At 55.4% G+C, this 16,117-nt stretch carries 12 protein-coding genes; 11 read left to right on the forward strand and 1 reads right to left on the reverse strand.

Annotated features, from left to right (window positions below; genetic code table 11):
- Positions 1-184 precede the first annotated feature (184 nt).
- From CCALI_RS12440 to CCALI_RS12475, 8 genes are all read left to right on the forward strand, one after another.
- A complete protein-coding gene (locus CCALI_RS12440) occupies positions 185-1,774 on the forward strand; it encodes an AAA family ATPase (RefSeq protein ID WP_016483828.1) in 1,590 nt (529 codons plus the stop codon).
- Between the two features lie 10 nt (positions 1,775-1,784).
- A complete protein-coding gene (locus CCALI_RS12445) occupies positions 1,785-2,717 on the forward strand; it encodes an NHL repeat-containing protein (protein ID WP_016483829.1) in 933 nt (310 codons plus the stop codon).
- On the forward strand, positions 2,714-4,420 hold the full coding sequence (locus CCALI_RS12450) for an outer membrane protein assembly factor BamB family protein (protein WP_016483830.1): 1,707 nt from the start codon (positions 2,714-2,716) through the stop codon (positions 4,418-4,420). Before CCALI_RS12445 ends, CCALI_RS12450 begins: the two co-directional genes overlap by 4 nt.
- 304 nt (positions 4,421-4,724) lie before the next feature.
- A complete protein-coding gene (locus CCALI_RS12455; RefSeq protein WP_016483831.1) occupies positions 4,725-6,038 on the forward strand; it encodes a sigma-70 family RNA polymerase sigma factor in 1,314 nt (437 codons plus the stop codon).
- Between the two features lie 141 nt (positions 6,039-6,179).
- Positions 6,180-7,388: an acyltransferase family protein gene (locus CCALI_RS12460; protein ID WP_016483832.1), complete on the forward strand. Its 1,209-nt coding sequence runs from the start codon at positions 6,180-6,182 to the stop codon at positions 7,386-7,388.
- A 108-nt stretch (positions 7,389-7,496) separates the two neighbouring features.
- Positions 7,497-8,519, forward strand: coding sequence for a 3-deoxy-7-phosphoheptulonate synthase (gene aroF / locus CCALI_RS12465; protein ID WP_016483833.1), 1,023 nt, complete (start codon positions 7,497-7,499; stop codon positions 8,517-8,519).
- A complete protein-coding gene (locus CCALI_RS12470) occupies positions 8,516-9,343 on the forward strand; it encodes a prephenate dehydrogenase (RefSeq protein WP_016483834.1) in 828 nt (275 codons plus the stop codon). The genes aroF and CCALI_RS12470 overlap by 4 nt, the downstream gene beginning before the upstream one ends.
- A 138-nt stretch (positions 9,344-9,481) precedes the next feature.
- Entirely contained in the window at positions 9,482-10,057 is a 576-nt protein-coding gene (locus tag CCALI_RS12475) for a hypothetical protein (protein ID WP_016483835.1), read from the forward strand.
- Positions 10,058-10,071: 14 nt separating this feature from the next.
- Here CCALI_RS12475 and CCALI_RS12480 read toward each other — a convergent pair whose 3' ends face one another.
- The gene (locus CCALI_RS12480) at positions 10,072-12,072 is read right to left on the reverse strand and encodes a DUF6785 family protein (protein ID WP_016483836.1); all 2,001 of its coding nucleotides are present in this window, start codon (positions 12,070-12,072) and stop codon (positions 10,072-10,074) included.
- 293 nt (positions 12,073-12,365) lie between these two features.
- Between CCALI_RS12480 and CCALI_RS15465 the strand changes: the two genes are divergently transcribed.
- The 3 genes from CCALI_RS15465 (at position 12,366) to CCALI_RS12495 (ending at position 16,021) form a co-directional block, all read left to right on the forward strand.
- Entirely contained in the window at positions 12,366-13,193 is an 828-nt protein-coding gene (locus tag CCALI_RS15465) for a prepilin-type N-terminal cleavage/methylation domain-containing protein (RefSeq protein WP_016483837.1), read from the forward strand.
- Positions 13,194-13,208: 15 nt separating this feature from the next.
- Positions 13,209-13,469: a hypothetical protein gene (locus tag CCALI_RS12490; protein ID WP_016483838.1), complete on the forward strand. Its 261-nt coding sequence runs from the start codon at positions 13,209-13,211 to the stop codon at positions 13,467-13,469.
- A gap of 152 nt (positions 13,470-13,621) precedes the next feature.
- Positions 13,622-16,021 carry a VWA domain-containing protein gene (locus CCALI_RS12495; protein WP_016483839.1) on the forward strand — a complete coding sequence of 800 codons (2,400 nt, stop codon included), beginning with the start codon at positions 13,622-13,624 and terminating at the stop codon, positions 16,019-16,021.
- Positions 16,022-16,117 lie beyond the last annotated feature (96 nt).

A 16,117-nucleotide genomic window follows, 5' to 3' on the forward strand; every position in this document is an offset into this window, starting at 1 on the left:
TCCAGGCTTGAGGCAGAAAACTTCCTAGGTCCCCACTCAACTTCACACGAAGAAATCCTTTGCGGCAGGGACGTTGCCCTGCCGCTTTTTATGCGTGCGATCGCTTGTTGCAAGGGAAAACCCTCAGGGTGTATAATGACATCGTTGCTAAAGCAGATTGTTGCGAGAGTGAGGAGCAGCGAGATTGTCATCGGCACAGGTTGATCGTGAATTAGAGATACTGATCCGGGCCCGGTACCCCATCATTTACATCGTGTCTTGGGAGGAGCAGAGGGTCGAAGACGCCCTGCGACGCATTGCCCAAGAGCGCGGAAAAAAGCTGTTTGTGTGGACGGTGACTCAGGGGATGGTGACAAACCCCAACCACCGAGATAACGCCACCCGTGACCCTCTGGCCGCCCTCGATGCCGTCAACGATTCGCGCGATCAGGCCATCTTCCTTCTGAAAGACTTCCATGCCTTCATCAACGACGTGACGGTGACACGAAGACTGCGCGACCTCGCTCTTGTCCTCAAAACATCGCATAAATCGCTGATCATCCTTGCCCCGTTTCTAAAACTGCCTCCTGAACTTGAGAAAGATATCGCCGTTGTGGACTATGCCTTGCCGGACTACGAAGACCTCGACCTCATCCTGGAGCGCGTGATCCAGGCGGTGAAGGATAACCCCAAAGTCAACTGTAACCTCAGCGAGCTGGAGCGTGACCAGGTTTTAAAGGCCGCGCAGGGGCTAACGGCCATGGAGGCGGAGAACGTGTTCGCCCGATCGCTCATCGAGCGCAACCGCTTCGACGTGGATGTGATCCTCGGTGAGAAGGAGCAGATCATCCGAAAATCCGGCATTCTTGAGTACTACCCCTTCAATGAGGGCATTCAGGACGTCGGTGGCCTCGACCTACTAAAAGATTGGATGCAAAAACGCACCGTAGCCTTCTCCGAGAAGGCGAAGGCATTTGGGCTGCCCGACCCGCGGGGCGTGCTGCTGCTTGGGGTGCAGGGGTGCGGTAAAAGCCTCTCTGCAAAAGTCATCGGCTCGCTGTGGCGTTTGCCCATTCTGCGCCTCGATGTGGGCCGCATCTTTGCCGGCCTTGTGGGAGCCTCCGAAGAGAACATGCGGAAAGCGATCCGAGTGGCCGAATCGGTGGCCCCCTGCGTCCTTTGGCTCGATGAACTCGAAAAGGGGTTCTCCGGAACACAAAGCTCCAGCTACTCCGATGGAGGCACCACAAGCCGTGTCTTTGGCACCTTCCTCACCTGGATGCAAGATAAAAAGGCGCCCGCTTTCGTTGTGGCCACCTCAAACGATGTCACCGCCCTTCCACCGGAACTTTTACGGAAAGGCCGCTTCGACGAGATCTTCTTTATAGACCTGCCTGCCCACAAGGAGCGCAAAGAGATCTTCCGTATCCACTTGCAGAAAAGGCACCGCAACCCCGAAAACTTTGACCTCGACCTGCTTGCCTCCGTGACCCCCGGCTTCTCCGGAGCGGAGATCGAGGCCTTGGTGGTGGAGGCCCTCTACGATGCTTTTGATAAAAACGGCGATCTTACCACCGACGCCATCGTCCAAGCCGCCACCCACACCGTGCCTCTATCCATGACGATGCGTGAGCGCATCGAGGAGCTGAGGGACTGGGCTCGCACCCGAGCGCGCGCGGCCTCGAGCGCTCATACCGAAACGATGGAGGAGATCACCGAGCAGCTGATGTTGGCGAAGTCGGGTAAGTTTGACCTGCTTGTGGAAGAAAAACAGCAGGCGACGGGCACAAACTAGAGATAAAACGGTGGAATTCGATCGCTTCCGCTTTTTGGAGTTTGAAGATCAACCGACCTCAACGCCCATCCCCGATGAGGGTGCCAGTTTGGAGGAGACCGCTGCGAACCCCTCCGGCGCTTCCCCCAGAGAAACGGTGGAGTTGCAGGTTGTGGAAGTTATCGGCGCACCGGGCATGGAGGTGGGGGAGTTTCGCTGCCCAAAAGGCTTAGCCATAGATGCCGATGGCGCCCTTTATGTGGCCGATAGCCTCAATAAGCGGGTACAGCGTATCGCCCTTAATGGTGATGTGGTGCGCTTCGAGCCTTTCTTAGAGCCGCAGGCAGTGGCTGTGCATCCACAGGGACAGGGGCTCTTTGTGGCCGACCTCGGCGACCATTGCGTTTATGGCTTGGATAGAACGGGGCGTCGTTTCCGTAGACTCTCCGGCTTTGTTAATCCTCTCGATATCGTGTTCGACGTGGAAGGGTTTTTGTGGGTCGCCGATACCGGCAACGGCCGAATAGTGCGACTGCATCCCTACACCGGCGACTGCATAGTGAGCATAGGACGCGAGAGAGGGCTTGTGCATCCCGTTGCCCTCGCTTTCGATAGCACTGGAGCCCTCTATGTTGCCGACGACTACCTTGGTACCATCGTGCGCTTTACGGCCAACACCCCGCCCGTCTCCGTTCTCACGGGAGTCCACCGCATCCGAGAAAAAGGCCAGTTTGCCCTCGACCTGCAAGGCCGAATCTATCTTGCCGATCCGGCGAACGATAGAGTCGTTGTGTTCAGTTCCCAAGGGGAAGCCCTGGCCACGCTGCGGCTACTTCCGGGGCGGCTAGGCACTCTCCATGCGCCTACCGGACTGGTGTTAGAGCCAAATTATCAAGGGTTTTACGTTAGCGATACCCAAAACCACCGTCTCCTACGAGTTGTACTACAGCCATCGCGCCCATGAGAACCGTGCGTACCCTCCAACTTGAATGGCAGCAGCGCCTCCGCGGAGCCTATCCGTTACGGGGCTACCCGCTGGACGATCAAGGTTCCCTCACGCTTGCGCGGCCACATTCCATTGAACCGCGCACTTATGAGGTCATTCGCATAACCGATCCGCAGAACCAGACAGCGGTGGCACGTTTTTCTGCCGAAATCCTCCAGAAGCTGCTACTTAGCGCCGTCACGGAATCGTTCTTAGGTATGCGACCGGACGAGGTCTACCTGTTTGCCGAGGGCACAAAACGCCGACTCACCATGGAAAAGCGCGTTATCTACCTCGATGCAAGCATGGATGTAGGGGGCTCGCGCGTGGCTGCCGTCTACTCCGACATCTCCGGCCAAAACTTTGCCCTTGTGTATGGAACCTTTGTCGGCACAGGGCTTTGGAATATGGAGCTAGAAGCGGCGGCCAACAGTGTCGTCCTACTGCAAGAGGGGCGGCGCATGGCAACCGCCTATGAGAATGGGCTGATCCTGCTATTCGATGCGAACATGCGGGAGTGGTGGCGATTCGATACGGAAGAGCCGGTTACGCTGCTCGCGTGCGCCACAGAGGGTGAGGAGCTGGCCTATGGGACGCAGACGGGATGGATCGGCATGCTTGATGCAGAGGGTGCGCGCCGTTGGCAGACGAAAGTAGCAGGGCCTGTACACGCTCTCGCCATGGCCAAAGAGGGGCAGCTTACGGTAGCCCTTTGCGGTTCCGAAGAGAACCCACGCGCGCCCACAACGCTGATCTGTCTCGACCAGGCCGGTCAGCCCGTTTGGGAGTATGAGGGCGATGTTCCTTTTACCGGTCTTGCCTGTTCGCCCGGTGGCGAGTACATCGCTACCTCGGCTCAGGGGAGTCGCTTCAGCTTGTATCGAGTGGTCAGCACAACGGTGGAGGCTCTCTCGGTAAGCCGGAAGGATTGGAGAGCCTATTTACCGCTTGTGCCGGAAAAGGGCGCCATGAAGACGGCGCTTCAGAGCCTCTATGCCTATCTAGAAGAGTGCCCAGATGATGTGGAGTGCTGGCAGCAGTTTGAAGAGCTGAAGGCCCAGTGGATGGCCGACGTTCAGTGGGAGCTGGCGCATCTTCAGGCCGACGGAGAGTGGGAGGCGGCCCTCACGCTCCTGCAAGAGGCGCTCGCCTTAGCGCCCTATGACGTGGCGCTGTTTCAACAATATGTCGAGCTAAGACAACGCTTCGCCGAAGCGCTGCTACAGCAAGCGAAGAGCTTGCTTCAGGAGGGCCAAGCGGACACCGTGGAGCCGCTGTTGCGCAAGGCGATCCATCTCATGCCCGATCTCTTCGAGGCGCGTCAACGGCTGCAAGAGTTTCGTGCCGGCAGAGCGCAAGAGGCCGATAAAGAGGCGAAGGAGCGACTCGAACGTGGCGAACTGCAGGAGGCGCTGGCTTGCTACGAGCGCGCTCAGGCGTTCGCTCCCACCGCTGAGCGAGCACAGACCATGGCGGCTCTTCAGGTTCAGATAGACTTTGAGCTTGGCAAGCAGGCCTACGATCGCTCGCGCTATGCCGAGGCCATCTTTCAATTTCGGAAAGTCCTGCAGCGCGAGCCAAACCATGCCGAAGCTAAGCGTTATTTGGAGTTCGCCCAACGCTTCGAGCAAGATACGCTTTCCGATGTGGTAAGCGATCGGTTTCGGAACCTTGAAGAGTAAAAATACCTCCACTAACTTCCTTAAAAGTTCCTCGCAATAGGCCACAACCACTATCCCCGCGCGCTCACGGCCCGGAAGAGGATTGGCGTCTATAGGAAACGCCCGATCCTGGCAATAATCTGTATGCCTTGCCCGTCCAAGGCCATCTACGTTGATAACTCTATAATTTTTGATTCTGAGGGAAAGGCGGAATAAGAGCGAATCGCGCATTGATGGGCTAACGACGAAACGCTCTCTTGTGGTAAGGATGACGCAGCAAAAGAACGAACAAACGAACAAAACGTACCTATGGAGAGATAACCCCATGCGACGCTACTCGGAGGAGGAGATACTTGAGCTGCTTGCAGCCTATCGGCAGCAACAAGACCTTCGTCTGCGCGATCGCATTGTATTAAACTACACCAACTTAGTGGAGAGCATTGCCCGACGCTTTTCCGGGGCTTCGGAGCCAATGGAAGACCTGGCACAGGAGGGCTATATTGGTCTCATCACGGCTATCGAGCTCTACGATCCCAAGAAGAATGTGAAATTCTCTACCTACGCGACCCACTTCATCATCGGCCAGATCAAACACTATCTGCGTGACCGTGGCAAGATCATCAAGGAGCCTGCCTGGCTTCAGGAACTAAACCTGCGCCTGAACCGCATCAGTGATGCGCTAACGCAACAGCTCGGCCGAACCCCTACCTATGGTGAGATAGCCGAAAAGATGGGGATGCGTGAGGAGGAGGTAGCCGAACTCATGACCACGCGTGAGGTGTTTCGGGTAACCTCGATAGATGGCTTCCGCGAAAATGAGGATGGCTCTGCTCATAGCTATGGCGAGCGACACGATATTGCCGATCAAGCGGTGGCTTTTCAGCTTCCCATCGAAGACCGCATTATGCTGGAAACCGCTATGAAAAAGCTGAAAGCTTTAGAGCAACAGGTGCTTGTAGAGTTCTACTTTAAGGACTTAAACCAGACGGAGATCGCCCAAAAGCTGGGCATCTCCTGCAACTACGTTTCTCATCTTATTCGCAACTCCACCCGCAAGCTGCGCAAAATCCTGACCACCGAGGATCTGCGCACGACCCAGGTTCAGCTCGCCCAGCTGCGCCAGGAGTTTGACATGGCGCTTTGCGAAGACCCCTCCGTCATCGTAGATCCACTTACCAAGCTCTATAATCGCCACTATTTTGATATGCGGCTTCAGGAAGAGCTAAATCGCGCCCGCCGCATTAACTCGGAAGTGGCCGTGATCCTGTTGCGAATGGAAGGGCTGCAGGCCTTCACTCACTACCATGGTACGCTTTGGGGAGATGAGGCGGTGCAGCTAAGCGCTCAGCTCCTACGTCAAACCGTGCGTCGCTCCGACATCGTAACCCGCTATGCGACCGACACTTTCGCCGTGATCCTTCCCTACACAGGGAGCACTGCCAGCGCGGTGTTGCAACGTATCAGGGCTACGTTTGAGGACTTGCTGAAGGAAAAGGGATGGAATAGGGGCCACTCACCGCTCTGTTTTGCCTATAGCGTCGCTTGGTTTCCAATGGAAGCGAACCATCCGGCCACGTTATTACGCCTCTTAGAGGAGCGTCTCCAGCCGCCCTCTTCCTCCTTACAAAAGGCGGCTTAGCCGGCAGAGGCCCTGAAAACCTTCCAAGATTGAGCTGTACGGTTCACAAATCCACCACACGTGACTGTCGGCCCTACATGAAAGGCGGTAACGTGCTACACTAAGTCATCATAGGGTGTTTCAAAGAGGAAGGGCATTGGAGTGGAGAGCCCGCAGGTTGGTGAAACGAATCGCATTCATCTTAATTTTCTTGACGGGATGAGAGGGCTTGCCGCCCTCTACGTCATGCTTTACCATTGCTATCAGTTTTATCATGAAATAGCCATCCACTACCGGCCGAATGCCCTCCAAAAAGGGCTTTCCTATCTGCTGTTTTTGTGCCCCTTCGGCTATTTCGCGGTCACCGTATTTCTCGTGCTTTCTGGCTACTCGCTCATGATCCCCGTTGCACGCAATCCAAAGGGGGAAATGGCGGTGGGTAGCTATTTTTGGCGTCGTGCCTGGCGCATTTTGCCTCCCTACTACGGTGCCCTCGCGCTATGGACTCTCTTTCTTGCGCCTCTCTTTCATCCGGGAATCGCGTTGCCTGCGGCGTCGTTTTGGGCACGGTTACGGCCAACGGTGAACGGTTCCACCCTGTTTTCCCATCTGCTTTTAATACATAACTTTAGTCCCCATTGGTCTCATCAGATTGACGCCCCCATGTGGAGCATCGCTACTGAGTGGCAGATCTACTTCTTTCTTCCTTTCTTTATTTTGCCCCTTTGGCATCGCTATGGGATTCCCAAGATGGTATTTGCGGCCATGGTGTTGGGGTTTTTGCCCTGCCTGTGGTTTCATAGGGATATTCCGGAAGGTTTCTGGATGTTGGGGATTTTTGCGCTTGGTGTGGCCGGTGCCATCGTGAACTGGTCTCCTACGGATAGGTGGGCGGCGCGATGTCGCACCTGGCGCTGGCCGGCTGTCGTTGGGGCACTCGGTATCGCAATGGTCGTACTGTTTGCCCTTTGGCCTCCCACCCAGGCCGGCATCCAGGTTTTTCACGCGCCATTACGGTTGCCCGATGTTTTGGTGGCCCTTTTCGCAACCAGCTTCATTGTAAGCTGTGTGCAGAATCCGCGGGCGATGCGATGGCCCCTGCGTTGCCTACAGTCGCCTCCGGTACGGCTGCTCGGCGATTTCTCCTACAGTCTCTACCTCATTCACTATCCTGTCCTCAACGAACTGGCCCATGCGCTTCGCGTGCATCGTGTAGGGCCTGCTGTCTCTTGTCTCGTTCTCTTTGGGATCGGAGCGCCGATAGCGGTGTTGGCGGCCTATCTCTTCTATCTAGCAGTGGAACGCCCTACGCTGCGTTATCGGCGGCGGTTGGGGACAAAACAGAGTACCCCCTCCTCCATAACGACCTAAAGCCGCCCTGCCATGCGCTATAATAATAGCTCTAAGAGCGCCTCACCGTCTCTGCAGCGTCGGTGAGGAGAGATAGAGAATTGGACGAGGATAAATGGAGGATTGTAAGTGATTATCGTTTTGCAGCCGGATGCAACGGAGGAACAGCAAGAGGCACTGTTGGCCGATCTCAAAGCCCGTGGTTATGGCGTTCACTGTTCGCGCGGCGTAGAGCGCACCATTGTTGGGGTTATCGGGACGCCGGAACGGGATAAAGACGGATTGATCGAGCATTTCGAATCGCTGCCCTATGTGGAGCGCGTCATCCCTATCCTCAAGCCCTATAAGCTGGTTGGCAAAGCTTTCCGCCCAGAAGGAACCGTTTTGAACGTACGGGGTGTGCAGATTGGCGGCGGCACCCTCTGCGTTATGGCGGGTCCGTGCACGGTGGAGTCGGCGGAGATGTTGTTGGAGACAGCCCGCTTTGTGAAGAAAATGGGCGCGCACATCCTGCGTGGCGGGGCGTTTAAGCCCTCCACATCGCCCTACTCCTTCCACGGACTCGGGGAGGAGGGGTTGAAAATCCTTCAGGAGGCGAGTTTAGAGACCGGTTTGCCCATCATCACCGAGGTCATGGATACGCGCGATGTGGAGCTAGTGGGGCGCTACACCGACATCTTTCAGATCGGCACGCGCAATATGACCAACTTCAGCCTTCTGCGGGAGGTGGGGAATACGCGCAAACCCGTGATGCTGAAACGCGGTTGGGCCAGCACCATCGAGGAGTGGCTCCAGGCCGCAGAGTACATCGCAAGTCAAGGGAACTACGAGATCATTCTCTGTGAACGCGGCATCCGCACCTTTGAAACCTATACGCGCAATACCTTTGACCTGAACGCCATTCCTGCGATAAAGGAGCTATCGCATCTGCCCATCTTTGCCGATCCCTCTCATGCCACAGGCAAACGCAGTTTGGTGCCGGCAATAACCTTAGGGGCCGTGGCCGCGGGGGTAGATGGGCTTATTATTGAGGTGCATCCCAACCCCGAAAAGGCCGTGAAAGACGGGCCGCAGTCGCTTTCGTTTGAGCAGTTTGGGCAGCTGATGCAGGCGGTGAGGCCTGTGGCGGAGGCTGTTGGTAAGCGCTTATGAGGGCATCTGAAGAGCGGGTTTGCCCTGTTCTCTTCAGTCAGGTGGCCATCCTCGGCATGGGCCTCATGGGCACCTCCTTGGGGATGGCCCTACGTCAGCAAGGGCTTGCGCAAACGGTGGTCGGCTATGATGTTCAGCCAAGCCATCTGCATATGGCCTCTAAGCAAGGTGCCTTAGATAAGGTTGTAGGGACACCTGTGGAGGCGCTTGCAGATGCCGATCTCGTGGTGTTTGCCGTGCCCCCTTATGCCATCATCGAGCAGCTGACGTGCTTGGCCCCTTACATTCCCGCGCGAGCTCTTGTGACCGACCTCGGCAGCGTGAAGGGGGCGATTGTGCAACGCGGTGAGGAGCTTTTGGGGGCGCGATTTGTGGGGGGGCATCCCATGGCGGGAGGAACGCAATCGGGGCCACAGGCCGCACAACCCGATCTTTTTCGTGAGGCCGCATGGGCCATCGTCCGCTCAAAGCCCTTCACGTTGAAAAATGACCCTTGGGCGCTACGGCTAGCAGCATTTGTCGAAGCGTTAGGGGCGCATCCTCTGCCGATGGAGGCGGCGCAACATGACCATCTAGCGGCTCTCGTCAGCCACCTGCCCCATCTGCTTTCCTTTGCTTTCATGAAAACGGTGGAGGCCGAGCCGGAACGAGAGCTTGCAAAGCAGTTGGCAGGGGGCAGCTTTCGTGACCTCACACGCATCGCGGCTGCTGACAACGCCCTTTGGAGAGAGATTTTTCTGCAGAATCGAGAGGAACTGCTGCAGGCGCTTGCCGCTTTTGAAAGTCAACTAGCGCTTTTACGCAAAGAGATAGAGCAGAATTAGAGGGATGCAGATGGCGATCTCGCCTGTATCGCCTCGTTGAGCTGTTGCGATAAGGCTCCGTAGTCTCAGCCTCCATTTTTCTCTTGGAAACGCCGATTATAACACCGTGCTAACTGCGCTTTAAGGAGTTTCTGAAAGGTGGTAGAGCCTGCCGTTTACGAGACAGAGGAGGCCGAGAAGAGGATCGCGCCGCCCGACCCACGCCAACGAGGTCGCAAACAGGTTTTTGCTGCAGCCCTCGTGGCGCTGATCGCCTTCGGGTTTGCGGTTTTCGTGCCCCATCGTCCTAATTCGGCAGCAACCGGCCTGACGGAGGCGAAGCTTCAAGGAAGCTGGGTTTTGCAAAGCATCGGTAAAACCGCCACCGGCCCGCAAAGTGGCTGCCCTATTTTGGATCAGCAGGTGACTTTCGCGCATGGGGTGGTCACTGGAACAACCCGGCTTTTAGCCAATACCCCCGATGGCACCACCCAAATGCCCTTCCCAGATAAAAGCGTGCAGCAGGTAAGTTCAGACGATGATGGACAAACCCTCCTTATTCGCTGGCAGGGCACCTACGAGCTAAAGGGACCCCATCGGTTATGGCTGAAGATCGGCAAGGCCAGCTACCCAATAGATGCTCAAATAGACCCTAAAACGCACGCCCTTATCTGCAGCCACGATCTCATTCTAACCTATCCAAACGCAACGCGTTATGTCCCTGTAAAACCCTAAGATCACCTCTTAGGCTATTGCCAGAACTGATAGGTTGGTAGGCCTCTTGCGATGCCGTAGATATTCCATAGACTCCCTACCACGAACTGCCCCAACATCAAGCCGATAAAAAAGGGTAGCGCTTTTTGAAAAGTGCCTCGCCCTCCGTAGCGAAGGATAAGGCCTTTGAATATCCATGCGAGGAAAAGCGGCCCCCATACCAAATTGATCTCCCAAGAGGAGGTGACGGCAAAAGCCAAAGGATGGAAAGGCCACCATGGGAACCGAACCCGCATCCACTGGAGAAAGAAGGCGATGCCGCATCCCACAAAAATAGACATCAGTTCGCCGAACTTGCCACGGGTGGGCGTGTTGAGCCAGGCGGTTAGGTTGTTGTAAGGTTCCGGCCCAAAGGTCAGGACGCTTTTGGCTTCGGCGCCGTAGTGGTACATCAACCCCAGCATGTTCCAAAACGCTACAAACACCCCAAAAATACCGAGGAAAAGCATCGCAAAGTACCAGCTTCGATAGCGAGAACGAGTCTGTTCAGCGAGTTTGAATCCCTCTAACTGATGGGGCATAGGGTGACTACGGTAAGCGCGGTTGAACCAGAAATAGAGGGAGAACACGGTGAGTGTGTTGGCCGAGAAGCTATCTGTGCCGGCCACGCGTGTCATGATCATCTCTGGGCCGGTAAAGTGGAGGTCATGAACCGGCGTGCCCAGTTCTGCACGCATGCGGGTAATGGCGATGGCAAGCATAAAGTACATAAAGAAAAACAGAATGCCTATCCACCAGACCATTCCTAGCCAAGCTGAGAAAGCAACGAGCGAGCCTACACCCACAATAACGCCCAATACGGCCCAGCGATAGCGAATGGGCTCGGTGCTATCGTCAAGTTCAGAGGGACGTCCTAACGCACAGCGCAGCACCTGCTTAATGTAGTTGCGGCTAAGCCAAGCCGCATAGAAGAAGAAAGAGAGATAGGCACCAAACGACTGATTTTCGATGTAAGGGAAGCGCGGGTCACGGTCGTAGCCAAGCCACACGACGGCGACGCGTTCTAACTTCCAGAACCAGTAGAAAAACCACATAGAGAACAGAAAGTCGAGCGGCATAAACATGCCTAATCCGATCATAAAAGGGTAGAAGGAAACCGGAGTCCACCCCAAGGCATTCCACGGTTTTGAGGTGAAATATTGGCCTATATCTAAAAAACTTTGGCCGAAACCGGGGGTCAGCACCGTGGGAATATTGGGATAGTAGTAGTTAAGACTGTTGATCATATCAATGGAGCCGGCGATGGCGAAGCCGAGCCAGAAGAGCCGGTTTCGGAAAAGCCCATTCGGTGCAAAAGCCTGCTCTGAAGTGATCTGTAGAGGCAGTTGAATGATGGGGTAGGTTAGGCGTTCGTGTTCGGTCCACTGTTTGCGCAAAATCACATTAATGCAAAGCATAACAAATAGCAACATGGAGACGAAAGCCGTCCAGATGCACACGACAGGCAGCCAGGCCCGAATGTAGACCCATCGAAAGATGGTATCGTTGCCCACATAGTAACCCTTATAGATTTTAGGGTCGCTGATGAAAAGCCCCGGTTTTAGGTGGGGGATAATGAGATGCGCCCAGTTGTTGGAGGAGTTGGCGTGCTTAAAAGGCCAAGTAAGCATGGGGACGAAGACCTCCAACATGTCGTGTCCGCTGACGGCGGCGGCGATGCAGAGAACGGAGTAGGTGAGAAGCAGCTCTCCGCGCTCCAGGGCAAGTCGAGGGGCGATGCGTTTAAGGCCTTGATTGGCCACTGTGAGGCAGAGCAGAACAAACACGGTATCGAAAAAAAGGGAGATAGTGGTGGGATGCGCGGAGTAGCGCACGACCTCCATTTCCACTTGCCAAAAATCGGTTAGGGGAATAAGAATGAGACAAAGGAGGACGACACGCCAGGTGAGAGAGCGCCCGTAAGGCCGAGGTTGGCTCTCGGATAGAGCCGATGCAAGCTGAGGAAACGGCTTTTTTTGTAGAGGCATATCCGCCATCGTCCATTCAACTCCTTTCAAGTGCAGAGGAAATTTCGCCATTCGCCTGCCGTTTCCTGCTAGAACACTGAGATCAGGGGGTGAGCGGACTTCGAAGAGTTGGCTAAGGAAAGTGAACCATCTAAAACCTCAGTAATTATCCACAGCTACTCAGCCTACAAGTTGACACTTTTTTGCACAGCCTTCTTGATTCCTGACAGGTTCTATGTTATAATGGAGTGCAGCATATCTCAGAGAGACATAGCTCCTTAAAAATCATCTCACTCATTCATTCGCTTCTCGGAGGAAGGATCATGAAAAAACAGCAAGCGTTCACACTCATTGAGTTACTTGTCGTTATCGCCATTATCGCGATTCTTGCGGCGATCCTCTTTCCGGTGTTCGCTCAGGCACGCGAGAAAGCACGGGCCATTAGCTGCCTCTCAAATATGAAGCAGCTGGCCACGGCTGAGCAGATGTATACGCAAGACTACGATGAGATGCTTGAACGAATACGGGTTGCCTGTAACCCAAGTGTCTGTACCGGAGACAAGTGGGCGATAGGTGCCCAAGACGAACTGAACCCCTACATTAAAAACAAAGCGATTTGGCACTGTCCCGACGATCCCTATCAACGCGTCAACTGCATCTCCCGTGCAAACGGCGACCCCGGTGGCCCGATCAGCTACTCCTTTACTCACTATCAAGATGGCTACGATGAAGGCCAAATAGGCGGTTATACTGCGACGTTTGGCATTCATGCCTACTATGTGGGGCAGGACTCGAAAAGGTTGGCCGGCATCGGCGCTCCCGCCTCGACGATCTCCATTTTCGAGCTTTGGACTACGGTCAGCATGTGGAATGGCTACGCCTATTGGCGGTGGGACCAACGTAACCTTGCCGATCCAAATTGGCCGACAGCGCCCGATAACTTCAGCGTGAGTTGGTGCGGAGGACAGGGCTATTTCTCGATGGGCGCCCATAACGGCATGTCAAACTATGCGTTCGTAGACGGCCACGTGAAGACGCTGAAGCGAACCTCTATTATGTCGTGGCCATGGACGCCACAAGCTATTGCTCAGCGGGCCGCCGCAGGACAGAAGAACTTTAACCTTGTAAGCTGGGACGACCAGTATAAATAAATTCGGAGTGACACGATGGACTCGCAACGGAAGACCGTTCTGGTTATTATCGTAGTGGTCATTGCTGTGGCGCTTGCCATCTGGTCGGCCGTGCGGACTTTTGGACCCCATGGTCGCACGATAGGCTCGCTTGGCAGCCTCAACGAGTCGAAAACAGCCCCTGGGTTTGGTGGAAACTCTACCAATAGCGCTTTACCGAAATCGAATGCTCTTCAAGAAAAAGAGGGTGGCTCTTCCACGCTCTCCGGTGCCCCAGCGGGTATGGGCGGTCCTTAGCGCGTGAATCGACGATTTAGGTGACGATTTAGGAGTGCGCAGCGGAACAGGTTTCCGCTGCCATTTTTTATGGGCTGGGAACAATCCGCGAAATGTTGTAACAGATGGAGCCACTGGTACGTCCAAACAGGTATAGTAAAACAAATGGAACGATGATATTATCCCTTTCTTGGCTCTCTTCTAGTTTGTGGCAGCGTTTTTTGGGCATCTCACCCCAAACGGCTAGTCACATTCGCTATGCCCACCTGGTGTTTGCAACACCTTGGGTTCTCCCGGTCGCCTTAACGATCCTGATCGTCGCTGCACTTTGGTTCGCTTGGTGCTACTATCGCGATGGAACACGCCCTTCCTGGCTGGTAAAAACCCCCTTGCTCGTCCTCCGATTGCTGGCTTTTCTCTCCCTTATGATCATGCTGGCACAGCCCACCCTTCGCCTACGCGAAGAACAGCACTTGCGCCCCTCCGTAGCGATCCTGGTAGATACCTCGCAGAGTATGGGGCTTACCGACCCCCGCATGCCCCCGCAGTACGTCGCCAATGAGGCGCAGGCTACCGGCCTATCGCCAGAAGATATCCGCCGCCTTTCTCGTATCGCACGCGTACAGCGCCTACTTGAGCATGACCGACTGTTAAAATCGCTCGCTCAACGCTACAATGTTCAGCTCTACAGCTTCGCCTCACAGGCGCATGCGATGGAGTTACCCCACGATAAAAATGGAGTTCCTACGGCCTTTCCACTCGCTCTCGATAGAGCCGGTGGAGATAGCACCCAGATCGGCACCGCGTTACACCAGGTCGCCCAAGATTTGGCAGGGCGTCCCGTAGCCGGCCTGCTCGTTATTAGCGACGGTGAGAATAACCAAGGGGAAGACCCGCTCACGGCAGCCATGGATGTGCGTGCGCTTCATACCACCGTGAGCACGCTCGGAGTGGGCGACCCAACCAAAACCAAAGATGTGGCCGTGCTAAGCGTGCTGACCGACGACAACGTGCGGGTTCACAACGTCGTAAACCTCTATGCCGATCTGGAACAGCGCGGCTACGCTGGCAAAACGGTGACGGTTTCTTTGCTGCGAAACGGTCAGCCATTTCAACAACAGACCGTTCGTCTCGCTCCAGACGATCAAAAACAGGAGATCGTCTTTACCTATGTGCCCGACCAGCCCGGCCGGTTTGTATACACTGTTCGTGTGCCGCCGCTGCCCGGCGAGATCACGGCCTCCAACAACGCCCGTTCCGCCGTGCAGAACGTCATTCAAAAGCCCTTAAAGGTGCTGATGGTGGAGGAGCGGCCTCGCTGGGAGTTCCGCTATCTCAAGAACGCGATCCTCCGGGATACAAGCATCCAGTTCGCCTGCCTTTTGCTAAGTGGTGACGATGTCAACAGCGGAGGAGAAGGCAACATAAAGGTCTATGGTTTTCCTTCCAGCGAACAAACGCTTTTCGACTACGATATTCTCATTCTTGGCGATGTGCCGCGTTCCTACTTTTCGGACGCGCAACTGCAGCTGATACGCCGATTTGTGGAAGACCGCGGGGGAAGCCTTCTACTCATTGCAGGTGAGAATCACATGCCTCAGGAGTATGTGGGAACCGTGCTCGACCCCCTGATGCCCGCGGTGTTCAGCTCCTCTCCAAACCCAATTACCACCGACGATCCCTTCCAATGGCAGCTAACCCCACAAGGGCAGGAGAGCCCCATTATGCGCCTTGATGACGATCCCACCCGTAACTTGCAGATCTGGCAGAGCTTGCCGGGGATGTTTTGGTGTGAAGGGGCCGAGAGGGTTCGACCCGGTGCCGTTGTGTTGGCCGTGAACTCGGCGCGAAGCAATGCGTATGGCCCCTATCCGTTGGCGCTCTACCAGAACTTTGGCGCGGGCAAGTGCTACATGGATTTGGCCGATAGCACCTGGCGTTGGCGCTGGCGTGTGGGCGACCGCTACTTCTATCGCTATTGGGGACAGGTGATTCGGTTCCTTACTCCGCGAGATCTGCCGGGGAACCAACGCTTCGTTCAGGTTGCCACCGATAGGCCCGGCAGCAGTTATCGGCTTGGACAACAGGTAAGCATTACCGTGCGACTGCTCGACCCCTACTATCACCCGGTGAAGGTCTCTTCACTTGCGGCCACTATCGTCGGCAATAATGGGGTGCGGCAAACCATCGCGCTTCAGCCCTCCCCGAATGCCCCCGGTCTTTATACGGCACGCTACTTGCCAAATCTTACCGGCAAATATACCATCTCGGTGACTTCGCCGCAAAACCCGAACGCGAAGGGAACGGCCACCTTTGTGGTGGAAAGCCTAGCGTTGGAGCTGCAAAAGCCTGAGCTGGATGAGAGGATGTTAAAACGTATTGCGGCTGCCGGTGGAGGCCACTACTATCGTCCTAACCAACTAGATGACTGGCTGCGCTCCCTTAAAAACCGTCCTTTGGTGGTCACCAGCACACGGGAGACGGAGCTTTGGGACTCGCCGTTTTTCCTTGCCCTGTTCATTGTGCCTTTGGCGATCGAATGGCTTGTGCGCAAGCGCAGCGGTCTGTTGTAAACAAAAACCACTGGCTATCAACGGGGTTTTCTCTTGTTTGCAGGTGCCAACTTGAGGTAATCTTGACACAGCGCTTTTGCCGGGCAAACCGAAAGC

Source organism: Chthonomonas calidirosea T49 (assembly GCF_000427095.1).
Lineage (GTDB): Bacteria > Armatimonadota > Chthonomonadetes > Chthonomonadales > Chthonomonadaceae > Chthonomonas > Chthonomonas calidirosea.

What these genes read in the sequence shown, in the direction of transcription:
- CCALI_RS12495 (WP_016483839.1), top strand. Translation starts at nt 13,622, where the DNA reads ATGATATTATCCCTTTCTTGGCTCTCTTCTAGTTTGTGGCAGCGTTTT.
- CCALI_RS12455 (WP_016483831.1), top strand. Translation starts at nt 4,725, where the DNA reads ATGCGACGCTACTCGGAGGAGGAGATACTTGAGCTGCTTGCAGCCTAT.
- CCALI_RS12480 (WP_016483836.1), bottom strand. Translation starts at nt 12,072, where the DNA reads ATGGCGGATATGCCTCTACAAAAAAAGCCGTTTCCTCAGCTTGCATCG.
- CCALI_RS12490 (WP_016483838.1), top strand. Translation starts at nt 13,209, where the DNA reads ATGGACTCGCAACGGAAGACCGTTCTGGTTATTATCGTAGTGGTCATT.
- CCALI_RS15465 (WP_016483837.1), top strand. Translation starts at nt 12,366, where the DNA reads ATGAAAAAACAGCAAGCGTTCACACTCATTGAGTTACTTGTCGTTATC.
- CCALI_RS12470 (WP_016483834.1), top strand. Translation starts at nt 8,516, where the DNA reads ATGAGGGCATCTGAAGAGCGGGTTTGCCCTGTTCTCTTCAGTCAGGTG.
- CCALI_RS12450 (WP_016483830.1), top strand. Translation starts at nt 2,714, where the DNA reads ATGAGAACCGTGCGTACCCTCCAACTTGAATGGCAGCAGCGCCTCCGC.